Source organism: Nocardia sp. XZ_19_231 (assembly GCF_015355705.1).
In the GTDB taxonomy this organism is placed as follows: domain Bacteria; phylum Actinomycetota; class Actinomycetes; order Mycobacteriales; family Mycobacteriaceae; genus Nocardia; species Nocardia salmonicida.
Genome location: NZ_JACUZI010000013.1, coordinates 13,846 through 30,476 on the forward strand (window position 1 = coordinate 13,846; position 16,631 = coordinate 30,476).

At 62.8% G+C, this 16,631-nt stretch carries 14 protein-coding genes and 1 pseudogene; 10 read left to right on the top strand and 5 right to left on the bottom strand.

What is annotated here, in order from left to right; genetic code table 11:
- The first annotated feature begins 106 nt into the window (after positions 1–106).
- From IBJ82_RS32490 to IBJ82_RS32510, 6 genes and pseudogenes are all read left to right on the top strand, one after another.
- Positions 107–628, top strand: coding sequence for a hypothetical protein (locus tag IBJ82_RS32490; protein ID WP_194829805.1), 522 nt, complete (start codon positions 107–109; stop codon positions 626–628).
- 13 nt (positions 629–641) lie between these two features.
- Positions 642–1,109 (top strand): nuclear transport factor 2 family protein, encoded by a 468-nt coding sequence (locus tag IBJ82_RS32495; RefSeq protein ID WP_194829806.1) that lies wholly within the window; start codon positions 642–644, stop codon positions 1,107–1,109.
- A gap of 59 nt (positions 1,110–1,168) precedes the next feature.
- Positions 1,169–1,267, top strand: a pseudogene (locus IBJ82_RS34955) (cytochrome P450); the annotation flags it as partial.
- A 34-nt stretch (positions 1,268–1,301) separates the two neighbouring features.
- On the top strand, positions 1,302–1,655 hold the full coding sequence (locus IBJ82_RS32500; protein WP_228538022.1) for an EthD domain-containing protein: 354 nt from the start codon (positions 1,302–1,304) through the stop codon (positions 1,653–1,655).
- Positions 1,649–2,617: a zinc-binding dehydrogenase gene (locus IBJ82_RS32505; protein WP_194829808.1), complete on the top strand. Its 969-nt coding sequence runs from the start codon at positions 1,649–1,651 to the stop codon at positions 2,615–2,617. Before IBJ82_RS32500 ends, IBJ82_RS32505 begins: the two co-directional genes overlap by 7 nt.
- 131 nt (positions 2,618–2,748) lie before the next feature.
- Positions 2,749–3,279, top strand: a complete 531-nt coding sequence (locus IBJ82_RS32510) for a nuclear transport factor 2 family protein (RefSeq protein ID WP_194829809.1) — start codon at positions 2,749–2,751, stop codon at positions 3,277–3,279.
- A 118-nt stretch (positions 3,280–3,397) separates the two neighbouring features.
- Here IBJ82_RS32510 and IBJ82_RS32515 read toward each other — a convergent pair whose 3' ends face one another.
- A complete protein-coding gene (locus IBJ82_RS32515) occupies positions 3,398–6,670 on the bottom strand; it encodes a protein kinase (protein WP_194829810.1) in 3,273 nt (1,090 codons plus the stop codon).
- A 118-nt stretch (positions 6,671–6,788) separates the two neighbouring features.
- Positions 6,789–7,577: a Zn-ribbon domain-containing OB-fold protein gene (locus tag IBJ82_RS34960; protein WP_228538023.1), complete on the bottom strand. Its 789-nt coding sequence runs from the start codon at positions 7,575–7,577 to the stop codon at positions 6,789–6,791.
- Between the two features lie 384 nt (positions 7,578–7,961).
- Here IBJ82_RS34960 and IBJ82_RS32530 point away from each other — a divergent pair, with 384 nt between their 5' ends.
- Complete coding sequence (locus IBJ82_RS32530; protein ID WP_194829811.1) at positions 7,962–8,813, top strand: sugar phosphate isomerase/epimerase; 852 nt, start codon at positions 7,962–7,964, stop codon at positions 8,811–8,813.
- Between the two features lie 76 nt (positions 8,814–8,889).
- Positions 8,890–10,551: a CocE/NonD family hydrolase gene (locus IBJ82_RS32535; protein ID WP_194829812.1), complete on the top strand. Its 1,662-nt coding sequence runs from the start codon at positions 8,890–8,892 to the stop codon at positions 10,549–10,551.
- A gap of 786 nt (positions 10,552–11,337) precedes the next feature.
- Here IBJ82_RS32535 and IBJ82_RS32540 read toward each other — a convergent pair.
- Positions 11,338–11,985, bottom strand: coding sequence for a TetR/AcrR family transcriptional regulator (locus tag IBJ82_RS32540; RefSeq protein WP_194829813.1), 648 nt, complete (start codon positions 11,983–11,985; stop codon positions 11,338–11,340).
- Positions 11,986–12,143: 158 nt separating this feature from the next.
- On the opposite strand from IBJ82_RS32540, the gene IBJ82_RS32545 reads away from it, so the two are divergent.
- Positions 12,144–12,755, top strand: a complete 612-nt coding sequence (locus IBJ82_RS32545; protein WP_228538024.1) for a cysteine hydrolase family protein — start codon at positions 12,144–12,146, stop codon at positions 12,753–12,755.
- 6 nt (positions 12,756–12,761) lie between these two features.
- On the opposite strand, the gene IBJ82_RS32550 is transcribed toward IBJ82_RS32545, so the two are convergent.
- Entirely contained in the window at positions 12,762–13,133 is a 372-nt protein-coding gene (locus IBJ82_RS32550) for a DoxX family protein (RefSeq protein WP_194829814.1), read from the bottom strand.
- A 141-nt stretch (positions 13,134–13,274) separates the two neighbouring features.
- Positions 13,275–14,528, bottom strand: a complete 1,254-nt coding sequence (locus IBJ82_RS32555) for an acyl-CoA dehydrogenase family protein (protein WP_370585583.1) — start codon at positions 14,526–14,528, stop codon at positions 13,275–13,277.
- Between the two features lie 41 nt (positions 14,529–14,569).
- On the opposite strand from IBJ82_RS32555, the gene IBJ82_RS32560 reads away from it, so the two are divergent.
- Entirely contained in the window at positions 14,570–16,576 is a 2,007-nt protein-coding gene (locus IBJ82_RS32560) for a pyruvate dehydrogenase complex E1 component subunit beta (RefSeq protein ID WP_194829815.1), read from the top strand.
- Positions 16,577–16,631 lie beyond the last annotated feature (55 nt).

Consider the following 16,631-nt stretch of genomic DNA (forward strand, 5'->3'; position numbering starts at 1 on the left):
GGTGGCTGTGTCAAGGCCTTCCCGGTCTTTTGTCTTTCTGTCCAAGGGATCTCGATGAGTGGAAAGGCGAGATCGGAATTCTCACGTCCATCGTAGTGTTCTCGGCATGGGAAAGAAGCTGGACAACCTCGAGGATTTGTCGGCCTTCAAGCTGTCCGATGCCGACCGTGAGAGTCTGTTCGAATTTCAGAACGAGTGCACCGTTTGTTGGACCAACAAGGAAGGTTGGCCGGTTGGTATGCCGCATTCATTTGTATGGTCAGGCGGCAAGTTCTGGGTTCATACTACGACCAATCGAAAGCGTGTGCGAGCGCTACGTGCGCGACCACAGAGTTGTGTTGTTGTGTCGAGTCTGGGCACCGAAATGATGGGGGCCATGGTCACCACCAAGACGCTGGCAACAGTTCATGACGGTGATCGCGATCTAGTGCGCTGGCTTCTCCCATTGTTCTTGGAGCGGGTCGGCATGGCATCCGACGAAGAAGCGTTCCGTCAGCAGATGCAGTTGCTCGATACGCCGGCGCGCGTGGTGATCGAGTTCGAGCCGGTCGATTTCTTCACCTATGACTCCCGAGCATTGAGCGAGTCCGTAGCTTCCAGCGGCTACAACCGCTGGGATCGCGACTGAGAAGGGTCGGCACATGGATGACATCGAGGCCATCAAGCAGGTCAAGTACCGCTATTTGTACGCGATCGACACCAAAGCGTGGGAAGTCCTCGCGGATACTCTGACCGAGAATGTCATCGGCGACTACGGTGAAGACGGCCATCATGGCGGTAATCTCACCTTCGTCGGCCGTGACAACCTGGTCGAGTTCATGCGGGAAGCCCTCGGGCCGACGGTCCTCACCGAGCATCGGGTCAATCATCCGGAGATTATCATCAGCGGCGACGAGGCGACCGGTCGCTGGTATCTGCAAGATCGCGTGATCATGCGCGAAGAAAACTTGATGCTCATCGGAGCAGCGTTTTACAACGACCGATATCGGCGTACTGCCGACGGCTGGAAAATAGATTCGACGAGGTATGGCCGTACCTATGAGGCGACTATTTCACTTCAGGACCTGCCCAGCTTCACCGTGCGAACCGGAGTAGCGCTCAACCTTTGACGATTTGTTGAACCAGCGAGGTGACGGCCTCGTGTGGTTGTGTGTGCGCCTGTGAGCGTCCGAAACCGGTCGATCTCGTCGAGGGATTGTCGCTGCCTCTGCCGTCACTCATGATCTGTGAGTTGCTCGGCGTACCGTACGAAGACCACGGCTTCTTCTAGGAGTAAGAACTGATAAGCAATGATAAAAATGATGGTATTGATCAAGCGCCGTCCGGATCTCGCGGTCGAGGAGTTCTGCGCCTATTATGAACAGCGCCACGCGCATCTCGCTGCGCGTATTATCCCGACCGACGTCGGGGCGGCGATAAAATATTACCAGCAGAACCACGCGGTGCGGCTCGGTAGCGGCACGACCGAGCCTGCCTACGACTGCGTCACGGAGTTCACGTTCGAAGACCGAGCCGGTCTCGAACTTTGGGCGAAATGGTATGCGGGCGAAGGAGGAAGAATCTTGCGGGAAGACGAGGAGAATTTCATGGATATCAGCAAACGTGTCATCATCATCACCGATGAGCGCCCGGCCTCGATTCATAGCGCATGCTAGCGGCAACGATCACCCGTGTCGACGCATCCGATCCAATAGCTGGTCTGCGCGTCGGTGAGCACCCCGAGCCGGTAGCGCAACAGGACTGGACCGTCGTTCGGGTGCGCGCCGCCTCGCTCAACCACCACGACGTGTGGTCGTTGCGTGGGGTCGGTACGCCGAAGAGCGCGCCGTTACCGCGAGTGCTCGGCTGCGATGCCGCAGGGATCGATGAAGACGGCCGTGAAGTGATCATCCACGCACTGATCAACGACCCGGCTTGGGCGGGGGAGGAGATCCTCGATCCCCAGGTCACGATGCTTTCCGATATCTACGACGGGACCTTCGCCGAGCGTGTTGCCGTGCCAAAACGCAATCTCGTAGTCAAGCCGATGACAATCTCGTTCGAGCATGCGGCGTGTCTGCCCACTGCCTGGGTGACGGCATACCGGATGCTGTTCGTTCTCGCCGGCGCGATGCCGGGGAGTACTGTTCTCGTACAGGGCGCGGGCGGTGGCGTCGCGACCGCGGCGACAATGCTCGGCAAGGCCGCGGGTGTGCGTGTGTGGGTGACCAGCCGGACCGAGGAGAAGCGCGCACGCGCGCTTGAACTGGGCGCTGATCAGGCATTCGTGCCGGGAGCCCGACTGCCGGAGCGCGTCGATGCCGTACTGGAGACAGTGGGTGCCGCGACCTGGAACCACTCCATGAAGGCGGTCCGCCCCGGCGGAGTGATCGTGGTCGCCGGGATGACCTCTGGCTCCAATCCGCCGCTGGACATCGAGCGCGTCTACATGGCCAAACTGCGGATCGTTGGAACCACCATGGGTACCCGCGACGACCTCGAGCAGCTCGTGCGATTCTGCGCCGAAAACGACATCCACCCGCCGATCCATTCTCAGTTGCCCCTCGCCGAAGCCCGCAAGGGCTTCGAGGCAATGCTCGCGGGCGACCTGTTCGGCAAGGTCCTGCTCCTGCCCTAGTTTCGGCGGCGCGAAGTGGTGGGCATCGTGGCAAACGAGACGGAGCGCCACCTGGCCGCAGTGCCAGTCGCGGCGGCTGTTCGTGAACTCGGTCAAACCGATTGCGCTTGACCGAATACTGAGGAGAGACTATGCCCGATATTATCGATCCGGTCGCTGCTTTGCTGGCAAAGGATGCTATCCGTGAGGTGCTGCATTCCTATTGTCGAGGGCTCGATCGTATGGACCGCGTGTTGGCCGATCGTGTGTGGCATCCAGATGGAACTGCCGATTACGGACCTGGATACCGGGGTAGCGGAGCTGGGTTTCTGGACTTTGTCTGGGATTACCATGCCGGGTTCCGCGCTCATTCGCACAGGGTGAGCAACGAGTTCATCCAGCTCGACCTACCGTCGGCAACGGCGGCCAGCGAGACCTATGTCGCGGTGTGGTTGCAAACCGACCCGCAGGACGGGCTTGTCACCGACCAGTTCTACACCGGTCGGTATGTTGATCAGTGGTCTTGCCGGAACGGTCTGTGGGCCATAGACCATCGTGCTTACATCAGCGATATGGAATATACCGCTCACCAAACCGTCAGTCCGACAGGCTCCGAGCTTGCGCCCTGGGGGACTCGCGACTCATCCGATCATTCCTATTCGGTCCTCATGCATCTGCCATGACTGTACGACGCGCCATGATGGGTCAGCCCCGCGCAGGTCGTGGAAATCTGCGCGGGTTTCGAGCCAACCGCCGAAAGGCGAGAAATGGCATCGGGCGCTGACGAATCGACGCAAGCGGTCAGGAGTTTCCTTGCTGGGCCTCGGCGACGATCCAGGCTGCGATCTGGGCGCGAGAGGTGAATCCGAGTTTGCTCAAAATGTGTTCGACATGGCCCTGTGCGGTGCGTTGCGAGAGGACTAACCTCGCCGCGATCTGCTTGTTGGTGAGTCCTTGGGCAACGAGATCCGCGACTTGCCGTTCGCGCTTGGTCAATATCGTTCCGTCCGCAGGTGGCGCGACGATCGGCGGCTCTCCTAGTGCGTAGGCCACGGCAGCGTCCATCCCCATCTTCTGGCCGCGCCGGAATGCCGTATCGAATCCTCGTTCACCGAGCCCGCTACGCACCATGCGCTCGCCTTCGTCTTGATAGCGGGATAACCCTGCAAACAGACTCGTGACAGAGGCGGGCCGCAATAGATTCTCCGCAGCACCCATCAGCACGGCTGCGTGCTCACCATTGTCATCGGCAACGGTCCAGGCCAGCACTTCGAGGTCGAGCGCTGCGACGAGCGGGCTGTGTACGCGTCGGCTGATTCGCAGCGATTTCAGTAGCAACTCGCGGGCGTGGGACCGTTCGTTATGCTGCCAAAGGGAAATGCTCATCCCCCACAACGCTATCGACCGAAAGAGCGATTCGCCGCACGCTTCGCTGATCGAAAGTATTTGCTCGCGATACTCGGTCGCCCGCCTTGTATCGCCCTTACCCGCATATGCCCAGCCGAGCATGGACAACGCAGAGATATACAAATAGTCTTGCCTGTTCGATTCGAACACCTCAAGGGCAGGTCGGAGTGCGGACACCGCCCGATCGAGTTCACCTCTATACAGCGCTAGGGCGCCCTCGGCGGATGCGGCCAGTGCTTGGGTTGTGGGAACGGGGTCCTGTTCGGCGAGTGCGCGTGCCTGCTCGACGAGGGCGTCCGCATGGTGCAGCTCACCCCGTATAGCCGCCATGATCGTGGCCGTATGAAGTGCCCTGACACGGGCGGGTATCGAGCGCGCGGCCGGGTGGGCCAGGACGCGGTCGTGCCAGCGCCGACCTTCGCTGTACTGGGTTCGGAAGCTCCAGAACAAAAACAGCGCGGCGACGATGCGCAGCCCTGCTTCGGCGGCCTCCGCACTGTCTTCGGCAAGGCAGAACTCGAGCGCATCCCGCAGATTCGGTTGTTCACGCGCGAGCCGCGCGAGCCAGTAGACCTGTCGTTCGCTGATCCATTCCGCCTCCGCATTCGTGGCCAAACGCTGGGACCAGTCGAGGTGTCGTACGCGCAGATCCTCGTACTCGCCGGCCGCCTGCAGCTTTTCCCGCCCGAAATCGCGCACGGTCTCGAGCATCCGAAAGCGCACGGGACCATCCGATCCCTCCCGGATCACAATCGACTTGTCCACCAGAGAAGACAGCACGTCGAGCAGATTCTCGGGCGCCCGGTCGACATCGCATACGTACTCGACGGAGTCGAGTTCGAAGCCGCGGGCGAATACCGACAAACGAGCCCACAGCCGCTGCTCGGTCGGCGTGCACAGCTGGTAGCTCCAGTCGATGCAGCATCGCAGCGTCTGTTGCCGCGTCGGCGCGGTGCGGCTACTGCGGGTGAGCAGCGCGTACCGGTCAGCGAGCCGTTGCAGGATCTGTTCGGGAGACATGGCGCGCATCCGCGCCGCCGCGAGTTCGATCGCCAGCGGCAAGCCGTCGAGCTGGGAACAGATTCGAGCCACGGTGGTCTTGTTGTCCTCGGAGAGTTCGAAGCCAGGTACCACCGCCGCGGCGCGGTCGGCGAACAAAGTCACCGCGTCGTATCTGGACAGACCTCGAAACGTCGGCTCGCGTTCGGGATCCGGGACCGCCAGTGGTGGCACCCGCAGCATTGCTTCTCCGGCGATGTCGAGCGCCTCACGGCTGGTGACGAGAATCCGCAGGCTCGGACAAGCAACCAACAAGGTCTCGACCAGGTCCGCCGAGGCGGCCACTACTTGCTCGCAGTTGTCGAGAACCAGCAGCATTTCTCGAGAACTCAGGAACTGGGTCAGAACGTCGAGCAACGGCCGGTCGGACTGGTCCAGCAGGCGAAGGGTCGCAGCGATGACTTCCACCAACTGCGCGGGGTCGCGCACGTCGGCTAGCTCGACAATCCGCACCCCGTCGGCGAAATCGCGTTGAGCATTCGCCGCCGCCCGCAATGCCAGCCGGGTCTTCCCGACGCCACCGATCCCGGTCAACGTCACCAGCCGGTAGGTGGACAGCAGATTCTTCACCTCCGAGGTCTCGGTGCGGCGGTCGACGAAACTGGTCAGCTCGAGCGGCAGATTGTCTGTGTTGCCGCGGGTTCGCACCCCAGACGTCTCGACCCTTCTCGGCCGCGCCGACGTGTGGTTCAGCGGCCAGCCGTCTGGCGCCTGGTACAGCGCCATGTCACCGACCTGGTCTCCGTGGTACAGCTGTACCTTCCGGATGGCCTCGCCGAGCGCGGCCGCAGACGGCCTTTCTCGCGGATCGCGGCTCATCGCCGATTCCACCACGCCCGACACATCGTCGGGAATGCCGCCTTCCCGCAAGTCCGGCACCTGCTGGCTAGTGATCCGCACGAACTGTGCCACCATCTGCTCACCACTGCGGCGCTCGAAAGCAGCATGTCCGGTGAGTGCGCAGAACAAGGTCGCACCGAGTCCGTATACATCTGTGGCCGGTGTCGGATCCTCGCCGCTGAGTGCCTCGGGCGCGGTGAATGCCGGGGACCCGACCACGGTGCCGGTACTCGTCCGGAATGCGTCCGCGATGCGCGCGATACCGAAATCGGTCAACGCCGGCTCGCCATAGTCGGTGAGCAGAATGTTTCCCGGTTTCACGTCGCGATGCACGATTCCGAGCTGGTGCGCGTTTTCCAGCGCACCAGCGATCTTCAGCCCGATCGACAACGCGGTCTCTGCTGGTAACGGGCCGTGCCGGCGGATCCACACATCCAACGAATCCAGTGGGTAATACGGCATCACCAGATAGGGACGCCCGCCAACCGTTACGCCGACTTGGAGGACGGTGACGATATTCGGATGTCCGGTCAGCCGACCCATCGCGTGCTGCTCGCGAAGGAATCGCGCCTGGTTGTCCTCGTCGAGCTCGGCGGTCAGCACCTTGACCGCTACGGTGCGGTCCAGCTCCGCTTGCCGGCAGCGATAGACCTCACCGAAACCGCCGTGCCCGATCTCTTCGGCGTCTTCAAACCCCGACGCGTTCAAATCCGCCGCGACGGGCGTGATCACGTCGCGGCTGGTCTGGAGCGGATCGTCGGCCGTCATCTGGGGTGTGCGATCCACTCGACATGTGCGCGAGCACCGGGCATCATGCGCTCACCTTTCGCTAATGCCCAGCGTATCGTCAAGACGATGAATCGTCTGTAATGTGCGGACTCCTACATCAGACGTCACCTGCAGATTGCGCGGCAGGCGGTGTTCGCCACGCCTGTACCAGCGAGTCCTGCAAATGGCGTTTCAGTCCGCGCACCTGCATACAGTCGGTCCGTAGTGGGCGCAGCACCTCGTCCACCATCTGTAAGAACCGCCGATGTGTCATACCAAAGCTCACGAGCAACTCGTCGGCAGTGGCGCCGCCGAACGGCGCCCACCGGATCGCGAAACCGAGTAGGGACTTCGCGGCCGAGTCGAGCGATTCCGCGCTCTCCATGAGGTCACACTGGCGAAGCGCTGCCCGGACCCACGACACGTCGTAGCGATGCTCGGGATCAGGACGCCGAGCCGAGCCCATATCGTTCGCCGCGCTCACGGGCCGCGACGCGGAACGCATGCCATCGGCGGAACCGGTCACTTCGGCGCAGATAGCGAACACCGGGAATCGATCTATCCGAGGACGTGGTTCGAATCGCACGCGGACCGGCGAGTCTGGGAACGGTGGGACGTTGCCTTCGATCGTCGTATACATCCACGGACCCTCGTCGAGTTCCACAATGGCGATCGTCAACGGCACCACCTGCGCGTGTGGACGGGTCACACTACGGTGTACCAGCCGCGACGATACGATGAACCCGAGACCAGACGACGGCACCCATCCGAGATCCCAGGACTGACACAACGAACACTCGGCGGTCATCGGCGCGAACAGCTTGTTACAACGCCTACAACGCCGAAGCCTCAATCTGCTTTCGGTCTGCATAGGGTTACTGCTGGACTCGAAGGTCTGCTCGGACATGGGAACCTCGGCGTGATAGCTATGAATGCTGTCCGACCAAGCGTTGCCTCCGTGACACTCGACCGCGACGGTGGAACTGCCCGGGCCATACCTATTTCTGCCCAGCGAACCTGTGCCTGGACGAGGACAGTGCCAGATTTTCAGAGGGCCCCGATCGCGTCAGTCGCGGGCAGATCCTGAGTCCCGGTCCTCGAGCACGGTGACGGCAACGCCAGCGAGTTGTCCGCGATCACCCATTCGCTTCCTGGTAATCGGGCCACTTCGGCCAGAGTGTTCCACTGATTGGAACCGAAGGTATTCCTCGGTCCGTTGCGTCATACCGTGCGACTCGGGGCCGACGTGAATTCGTCGCCGCGCGACGCATTGAAGTGAATGGGGCGAATGATGAACCGCTCGTCGGCGCACGAACAACTTTCCCGGCCGGTAGGCCTCGAGCATCTGAGCCTGTATAAGGTCGCCGTGTCCGATTTCGTTTCGGCTGCGGCGGCAGGCGGCGCCGATTCGGTGTGTTTGAGTGTCAATCATCCGGGCGTGCTCGACCAGCGGGCCCGTTCTGCCCTGCTCGCCCAGATGGCCGATGCGAACCTGGCGGTGTCGATGGGTGACGGATTTCTCCTGAACGTGGGACAGGGTTTGGACGGTCTCGAGAGGCAGTTGGATCTTCTCCTCGAACTCGGTGGACCGTATGCCAACGCATGTGCCTTCGAGCCCGATGGGAGTAAGGAACGCGACCCCGGTCTCATCGAGGACCAGTTGGGCGACTTCGCGCGGCTTGCCAACGACGCCGGGGTCGGGGTTCTGATCGAATTCACTCCGCTCTCTCACGTACCCAGCCTCGCTGCGGCGGTCACGTTGCTCCGGCGGATCAACGAGCCGAACCTCAAGATCATGGTCGACACCTTGCATCTGGCGCGCGCCGGGGAAGGCCCTGACGACATCGCCGGCGTTGATGCGGAGCTGTTCGGCTACTGCCAGGTCAGCGACGGCCCCCTCGGAACCATGGATCTCGACGCCTACATGGCGGAGGCCATCTACAACCGCGCCATTCCAGGCGACGGCGACCTGCCGCTGGAGCACATCCTGGCACTCCTGCCGAAGCACATCACTGTCAGCGCAGAAGTTCCGTTGCGAGAGCTCGAGGAGCGGGGAATCTCTGCAAAAGAACGCGTTCGACGGATCATCGCGGGCAGCCGCCGCGTTCTCGAACGTAGCGAGACGATCTCGACGCACATGTGACTCAGCCCTATGTAATCGACTGGTGAGATATCTGGACTTCTGCGGGCTTTCGAGCCCGCCCGTTGAGAGGCGAGCTATGGCACGGGGCGACGAACGAAGACTGCTGCCGACGAAGTGGCTGACCAGTCGGCTGGTTCAACGCGCGTTCGCACTGGACCCACCGCTGACCAGAGATGTCGTGGTCCAGCGTGATCTTGAGATCGCGATGCCCGACGGGGTGGTCCTGCTGGCGGACCGGTGGGCGCCGCGGGTCGGAGGTGAATCGTTGCCACTCGCCTTATATCGCAGCCCGTACGGACGAAGGGGACTTCAAAGCCTGAGTCAGGGCCGAGTGATGGCCGAGCGCGGGTTTCAGGTGCTCATTCAGAGCACCCGCGGCACTTTCGGTTCCGGTGGTGTGTTCGATCCGTTGCGGCAAGAGCGCGAGGATGGCTTGGCCACGCTGGACTGGGTACTGAAACAGTCATGGTTCGGTGACTCCATGGTGTTGTTCGGCACAAGCTACCTCGGCTATGTGCAGTGGGCGGTGGCCGACAGCCTTCCGCCGCAGGTCAAAGCGATGGTCCCACACGTCACCGAATCCGCTCTGACGATGGAGTTCCTGCGCAAGGACGGACTCTCGCTGGAGACACCCTTCGGGTGGGGCGCCATGATCGATGGCCAGGAGCGGCCCCGGGCGCTTCTGCGGCAGTTCACCCAGGGCAGGAAGAATGACCGCGCGATGCGCACCCTGCCGCTCGACCGTGCCGATCTGGTGGCGACCGGGCACCGGGTCGACTACATCAGGGATATCGTCGCTCACCCCGCGGACGCTTCGCGTTGGGACGGAATCGACCATAGCCATCGAGTGGCCGAAACCGGTGTGCCGGTCAGTTCGATCGGCGGTTGGTACGACATCTTCTTGCCGGGCCAGCTCCGTGATTTCACGATCCTCCAGCAGGCGGGGCGTCCGGCGCGGCTGACGATCGGGCCGTGGACGCACCTGTCGACAGACCCCCTACCGATCCGGGAGTCACTCGAATTCGGACTCGCGCACGCCTGCGGGCAGCAGCCACCGCAGCGGGCCCCGGTGCGGTTGTATGTCATGGGGGCGGAGGCGTGGGCCGATTTCGAGACCTGGCCGCCGTCGGGGTATGCATCGGAGCGCTATTTCCTGCATTCGGGGAATGGGTTGTCCGACCAGCCGCCCAGCGATCCCGCCGGTGACGCGGAGCCCGACCGCTACCGTTACGACCCAGCTGATCCAACGCCGGCCACAGGCGGAGTGGTGATGCGCTTTCGCGGCGGAGGTCGCGTCGACAACACCGCACTGGAGGCCAGGCCGGACGTACTCACCTACAGCACCGCCGTCCTCGAACAAGACGTCGAGATCATCGGCGAGGTCAGCGCTGAGATCTGGTTCCGCTCCAGTCTGGCTTTCGCGGATGTGTTCGTCCGGCTGTGTGACGTCCATCCGGACGGCCGCTCGTTCAATGTCTGTGATGGACTGGTCAGCCTCACCGGCGCTGACGAACTCACCTGCGCCACCGTGGAGCTGTGGGCAACCGCGCACCGCTTCAAGCGCGGACATCACATCAGGGTCCAGGTGTCCAGTGGGGCCTTTCCCAGGTACGCCCGCAATACGGGCACCGCCGAACCGCGCGCCATGGCCACCACATTGCGCATCGCTGAGCAGGAGATCTATCGCGGGCCCGAGCACCCCTCCTACATCGCCCTACCGGTCCGGCAGGTGTCGTAACGTCATCACGTGGCTGCGGGGCGGCCGAATCGAATTGTGGAAGAAGATGGTTAGTGGCTGAGGATCGGTCGGCGAGATGATCATTACCGGCCTGCAGTCGGCCAACCAGTGGCGGGCGTAGCCGGATTCCCGGTGACTTCGATAGTGCTGAAGTAAGCGGCCCGACCCTGCTGCAGAGGCTAAACAGTGCACTGTGTTTACACTTCTTGTTGATCGGTGGACCGATTCTAGGGTTGCCCCGAACCGTACCTCGATCGACCTCCGCGACTGAAGTATGCAGTTAGAGCACCTTACTCGGAGAATAATGCAACGCATTGTGTGGCATGGCGGCCCACTCTGAGCTATTAATGCTATGGATTGGATATAGAGTACTCATTGTATCGATGTGAACGCATGTTGCTTCATCTGGCTTTGGGGGTGCCGGGCTGGAGCCGGCGCTTGGTTTGCGGCAAAGCGAGGACACCCGATGGCTCGACAAAACTCGTTCAGAACTCCCGGCACTCCTGGTGCGCCAGCAGCCGAGTCGATGGGGCCGCGCAGGTGGTCCGCTCGGCGTGGCGATCGCGATCGCGATCGCGATGGTGAATGCCGGATCCGGGTCTGGTTTCGGGGCCACCCGCCGCTGTACTTCCGGGCGGCACGTAAGAGTGCGGAACTGTTCGCGAGCACTGTGCGACCGCTCGGCATGGAAGTCGTCGTCGATGCGAAACTGACCGAAGGTTTGCGGCCACTACCATGTGCGCGCCTCTGGGCGCTGTAGCGTAGAGAGGCAATCCACTGCCTGGGTCAGTGATGGGATCGTGGCGCAAGCAGGGCCTCGATGACGTCTCGCAACGGGTTTATCAGTTCCTCGCTCGTAGCAGTGGACAGCGGCTCCAGGCCGACGGCGGAACGGGCCACCGCGATTCCGATACCTAATGCGACGACCAACTCGGCTCGCAGCAAGTATTGGTCACGGTCCACGTCATCGGGCGGTCCAGCGGCTTCGAGAAGGCGGCGGCTGATGTCCTGCAACGACTTGCGACGCAGTTGGTCTACGTCGGAGTCGCCGGATGCGTGCAAGAGCATGAGGACCGGATGATCGTCGAACTCCGGCCACGCATCGGCCGCCAGGTGCCGGCTGAGTGCGTCGGCGATGCCCGCGATCTCGGTTGGAAACCCGTTGTCGCTGTTCAAGAATCGCGGCGTCGCCTCGATCGTGGCTTTGAACAGGCCCTCCTTCGACCCGAAGTATCGGGTGATGAGGGCTGGGTTGACGCCGACCTCGGCGGCCACATCGCGCAACGTCGTGGCGTCGTAGCCGAGCCGTATGAATCGGTTCCTGGCTACTTGCAGCAGGTCCAGGCGGGTAGCGGCCGCATCCCGGCGTCGTCGGCCGTCGGCTGGAGCGGCAGCAGCGCGACGGTTGGAATCGTCGGTCTTCCGCGTTGTCACCGGTCGGTCCTCCCTGGGTGTCGTCTCCCATCAACTGCGACGACTCGAGCAGCATAGCGGGATCGTAGACCTCCAGGTGTCATGCCGGTTCGACAAGTAATCATCCGTTGACATGAGTGCGGAACGTGGATACCGTCTAAGTAATCAGTTGTTGACTTATGTATCTGCTGGTGCCCGACGCGATCGTGCTCGGCCGCGCACCACCCGACGAAAGGGCCACCGTGGCCAAGCTCGCTCTTCTTGTCATGGATGTCCAACGTGCTGTCGTGGACCGCTACCCTGATTCGTCATATCTGCCGCGACTGCGCGATGCGATCGGAATTGCCAGGTCCGCAGGCATTCCCGTGATTTTCGTGGTGGTCGGGTTCCGGCCCGGATATCCGGAAATCAGCGTCCGCAACAAGATGTTCGCCCGGCTCGCGAACGCGCCCACGATCACCGGAGCCGACCGCGCCACCGAAATTCATCCGGACATCGCACCCGAGCCCGGTGACGTCGTGGTCACCAAGCGGCGGGTCGGGGCATTCACCGGTAGTGATCTCGATATCGTCCTGCGGGCCGGTGGGATCGACCACCTCGTCCTCGCGGGTATCGCGACCAGCGGTGTCGTGCTGTCAACACTGCGCAAGGCTGCGGATCTGGATTTCGAGCTGACAGTGCTAGCCGACTGTTGCCTCGACTCGGACCCGGAAGTGCATCGGGTCCTCGTCGAGAAGGTGTTCCCGCAGCAGGCCGAGGTGACGACCGTGGCTGAGTGGGCGCCTCGATAGTTCTTTCTAAAAGGCGTACGGTCCGAACCGGCCCCAGGCGATGACCGCAACCAGCACGAAAAGTACTGCACCGGGAATGATTTCGGTCTTCTCGCCGCGCAGCACATGGGTGATCACCGCGCCGAGCATGACCAGGGCGATGCCTGCTGCTGCGAGCGGGGTGAGTACCGGGGCGACTCCGGTCAGTGCGGGTAGGACGAGTCCGAGCCCGCCCATGATTTCCACGGCGCCGATCGCCTTGACCTGAGCGTCGGAGAAGCTCTCAGCCCAGCCCATCGTCTCGGTCAGCTTTGCTCGCGGTTGTGCGAGTTTTCCGGCGCCCGCGGCCACTACCACCACAGCGACCAGGCCCTGCAGAATCCAGAGGAAAACGTTCATCGGTAACTCCTGATTGTTGCGCCACCAACGGTGGCATGTTGATGCACGAAGGTAGGTGACCATGGAAGGGTCGCCCGAACGGCCGGTCCTACCCCGAGGGTCCATCGCCGGTGCGGGTCGCGGTGCAGGTGGTTCGAGGTGTCAGGCACCGGCCGCCCGGATGACATGCCGGGCAATCACATTGCGCTGGATCTCGTTGGTGCCTTCCCCGATCTCGAGAATCTTGGCATCGGCGTAGAAGCGGGAGATCGTCGACTCTCGCATGTAGCCGTAGCCGCCGTGGATCTGCACGCTCTCGCTGGCCGCACGGTTTGCCACTTCCGAGGCATAGAGTTTGGCCATCGCGGCGGCTTGACCGAACGGGCGTCCGTTGTCGGCCAGCCAGGCCGCGCGATAGACGAGCGCTCGTGCGGCTTCCACTTCGGTGGCCATGTCGGCGAGCTTGTGCTGGATGGCCTGGAATGCGGTGAGTGGCCTGCCGAACTGTTCACGCTGACCGGCATGGGTGGCCGCGAGGTCGAGTGCGCGCTGGGCGAGCGAGAGGGCCAGCGCGGCAACGCTGATGCGCCCGCCGTCGAGGACGTCCAGGAATTGGCGCAGGCCGTTGCCTTCCTCGCCGATCAGGTTCTCGGCCGGAATCCAGCAGTTGTCGAAGACCAGCTCGCGGCTGTCCATGGCATGCCAGCCGATCTTCTTCAGCTTGCTGCCCGCGGTGTAGCCGGGAGTGCCGGTGGGGATGAAGAAGGTGCCGAAGCGCTTCGATCCATCGGGGTTGGTACCGGTCGCGGCAAGGATGGTCACACCGAGGCTCACCTCGGTGCCGGCATTGGTGATGAACATCTTCGTGCCGTTGATCAGCCAGCCGTCGCTGTCGCGGCGCGCTGACGTGCGAATTCCGGCCGCATCGGAGCCTGCCGTCGGCTCGGTGAGGCCGAACGCGCCGATGTGAGTACCCGAGGCCAGCGGGGTCAGCCACTTCTGCTTCTGCTCGTCGGTTCCGAACGCGGCCAGTGGAAGCGATGCGATAGTGGAGTGCGCGTTCCAGGCCGCGGCGAAGGATTGGTCGGCCGCGCCGATGGCCTCCATCGCCGCGACATACGCAACGAAGCCGGCGTCGGTGCCGCCGTACTCTTCGGGGATCAGCAGACCGGTGAGGTCGAGCTCGCCCATCTTCAGGAAGACCTCGGCGGGAAACCGCTCCTGTTCCGACCACGACTCGGCGTGCGGCTCGATCTCGGTGGCAGCGAAGTCGCGGCAGAGCTTCTGTAGCTCGATCGCCTCGCCGGGCAACTCTAGATCCATGTCGGGTCCATCCTGTCTAAGGCCGTTCAGTGTGAAGGCTTGTTTTTTCGAACAGTCGGTATAATATTGAGTAATGCCGCCCCGCGTCAACACAGGGCGCGGGTTCGAGTCACCAACCGATCGGCGAAAGACCTATGACACAGACTCAATCACCATCGAAGGCAACGGATCTCGAGAACGAACCGACCTTGGTCGAGTTGTATCGGCGGATGCTGCTCATCCGGCGCTTCGAAGAAAACGCGGCCAGGCTCTACCGGGCGAGCCAGATCCCTGGCTTCCTGCACGTCTCCATCGGGCAGGAAGCCTCAGCAGTCGGCGCCTGCTGGCCGCTGGATGACCGTGATGTCATCACCTCGACGCATCGCGGACATGGGCATTGCATCGCCAAGGGGCTCGAGGTGGACGGAATGTTCGCCGAGTTGATGGGCAAGGAGACCGGAACCTGCAAAGGGCGCGGTGGTTCGATGCATATCGCGGACCCACGCAAGGGCATCTTCGGCGCGAACGGCATCGTCGGTGCTGGTCTGCCGATCTCGGTCGGTGCGGGCACTGCCGCGCAGCTTCGTGCCGAAGGCGGTGTGGTCGTCGCGTTCTACGGTGACGGTGCCATCGCGCAGGGCGTGTTCCACGAGTCGGTCAATCTGGCTGCGGTGTGGGATCTTCCGGTCATCTTCTTCTGTGAGAACAACGGCTATTCCGAGTTCTCCGCCGCGTCCGACCAGCATCGCGCGAGCTTGCAGGATCGAGCGGCGGGTTACGGTGTCGCTTATCGGCATGTCGACGGCAATGATGTTCGTGCCGTCGCCGCGCTCCAGTTCGAACTGGTCGAGCAGTTGCGTCGTGGATCGGGTCCGGTGATCGTCGAGGCGACAACCTATCGGTGGCACGGGCACTATGAAGGCGATCCCGAGAGCTACCGCGATGCGGCTGAACTGGCTGAATGGAAGCAGCGTGATCCACTGATCGTCCTCGAAGCGACGTTGCGGGAACGGGGACATGCCGAGCGAATCGAAACCGTCGCCCAGGCGGTCGCAGCGGAGATCGAGCGCGCGATCGCGGCGGCGGTAGCGGCGCCCGCGCCCGCGGTCGAGACTGCTGCCGACTATGTGATTACGCCGCGGCGCGCTATCCCCGAGCCTGAAACGCCGACCGAGGGCACGATGAAGATCATGCACGCGGTCACCAACGCGTTGACCCGCGAGCTGGAGGACGACCCGACGGTGCTCCTGGCCGGTATCGATGTCGGCAAAGGCGGCAACGTCTACGGTCTGACTCGTGGGCTGGCCGAACGATTCCCCGGCAGAGTGCGCGACACCCCGATCTCGGAGAGCGCCATCATGGGCACCGCGGTCGGCGCGGCGATGGCGGGCTATCGGCCAGTCGTGGAGCTGATGTACTTCGACTTCCTCGGAGTGTGCCTTGATCAGCTGATGAATCAGGCCGCGAAGTTGCGATTCATGACCGGCGGAGCGGTCACGATGCCACTGGTCGTGCGCACACAGTTCGCTGCGGGGAAGTCCTCGGGTGCGCAGCACTCACAGAGTCTGGAAGCGCTGCTGGCGCATATTCCCGGGCTCACCGTGGTGATGCCGTCGACCCCGGCCGACACCTATGGCCTGTTGCGCGCGGCGATCCAGGATCCCAATCCGGTGGTCTTCATCGAGAATCGGCTGCTCTATGGAAAGAAGGGGCCGCAGCCTCCGGCCGATCACCTGGTGCCGCTCGGTAAGGCGATCGTCCGGCGGCCCGGAGCCGACGTGACGGTGGTGTCGTACTCGAAAATGATGTACGACTGCCTGGCGGTCGCGGATCGCTTGTCCGCCGAGGGAATCGAGGTCGAGGTCATCGACCTGCGGACGATCAGCCCACTCGACTTCGACACGGTCCTCGCATCGATGAAGAAGACCAACCGTCTGGTGGTGGTGCATCAGGCGGTCGGAGAGTTCGGCGTCGGCGCCGAGTTGGCGGCACGGGCTGTTCGGGAAGGGTTCTGGTACCTCGACGCACCCGTCGTGCGGGTTACCGCTGCCTCGACTCCGGCACCGTATGCTCCGGTCCTCGAACAGGCGTGGTTGCCAGACGAGGCCGACATCGAAGCGGCGATCCGCGAGGTGCTGGACTCCGGGCCGCCCTCCGCATAAGTTAGACCGAACGTTCGAAAGGCGTATGATTCGGACAGGGAGTTTCGACGAACGA

Coding starts and splice junctions, on each gene's coding strand:
- IBJ82_RS32490 (WP_194829805.1), top strand. CDS start 107: ATGGGAAAGAAGCTGGACAACCTCGAGGATTTGTCGGCCTTCAAGCTG.
- IBJ82_RS32495 (WP_194829806.1), top strand. CDS start 642: ATGGATGACATCGAGGCCATCAAGCAGGTCAAGTACCGCTATTTGTAC.
- IBJ82_RS32500 (WP_228538022.1), top strand. CDS start 1,302: ATGGTATTGATCAAGCGCCGTCCGGATCTCGCGGTCGAGGAGTTCTGC.
- IBJ82_RS32505 (WP_194829808.1), top strand. CDS start 1,649: ATGCTAGCGGCAACGATCACCCGTGTCGACGCATCCGATCCAATAGCT.
- IBJ82_RS32510 (WP_194829809.1), top strand. CDS start 2,749: ATGCCCGATATTATCGATCCGGTCGCTGCTTTGCTGGCAAAGGATGCT.
- IBJ82_RS32515 (WP_194829810.1), bottom strand. CDS start 6,670: ATGACGGCCGACGATCCGCTCCAGACCAGCCGCGACGTGATCACGCCC.
- IBJ82_RS34960 (WP_228538023.1), bottom strand. CDS start 7,577: ATGTCCGAGCAGACCTTCGAGTCCAGCAGTAACCCTATGCAGACCGAA.
- IBJ82_RS32530 (WP_194829811.1), top strand. CDS start 7,962: ATGAACCGCTCGTCGGCGCACGAACAACTTTCCCGGCCGGTAGGCCTC.
- IBJ82_RS32535 (WP_194829812.1), top strand. CDS start 8,890: ATGGCACGGGGCGACGAACGAAGACTGCTGCCGACGAAGTGGCTGACC.
- IBJ82_RS32545 (WP_228538024.1), top strand. CDS start 12,144: ATGTATCTGCTGGTGCCCGACGCGATCGTGCTCGGCCGCGCACCACCC.
- IBJ82_RS32550 (WP_194829814.1), bottom strand. CDS start 13,133: ATGAACGTTTTCCTCTGGATTCTGCAGGGCCTGGTCGCTGTGGTGGTA.
- IBJ82_RS32560 (WP_194829815.1), top strand. CDS start 14,570: ATGACACAGACTCAATCACCATCGAAGGCAACGGATCTCGAGAACGAA.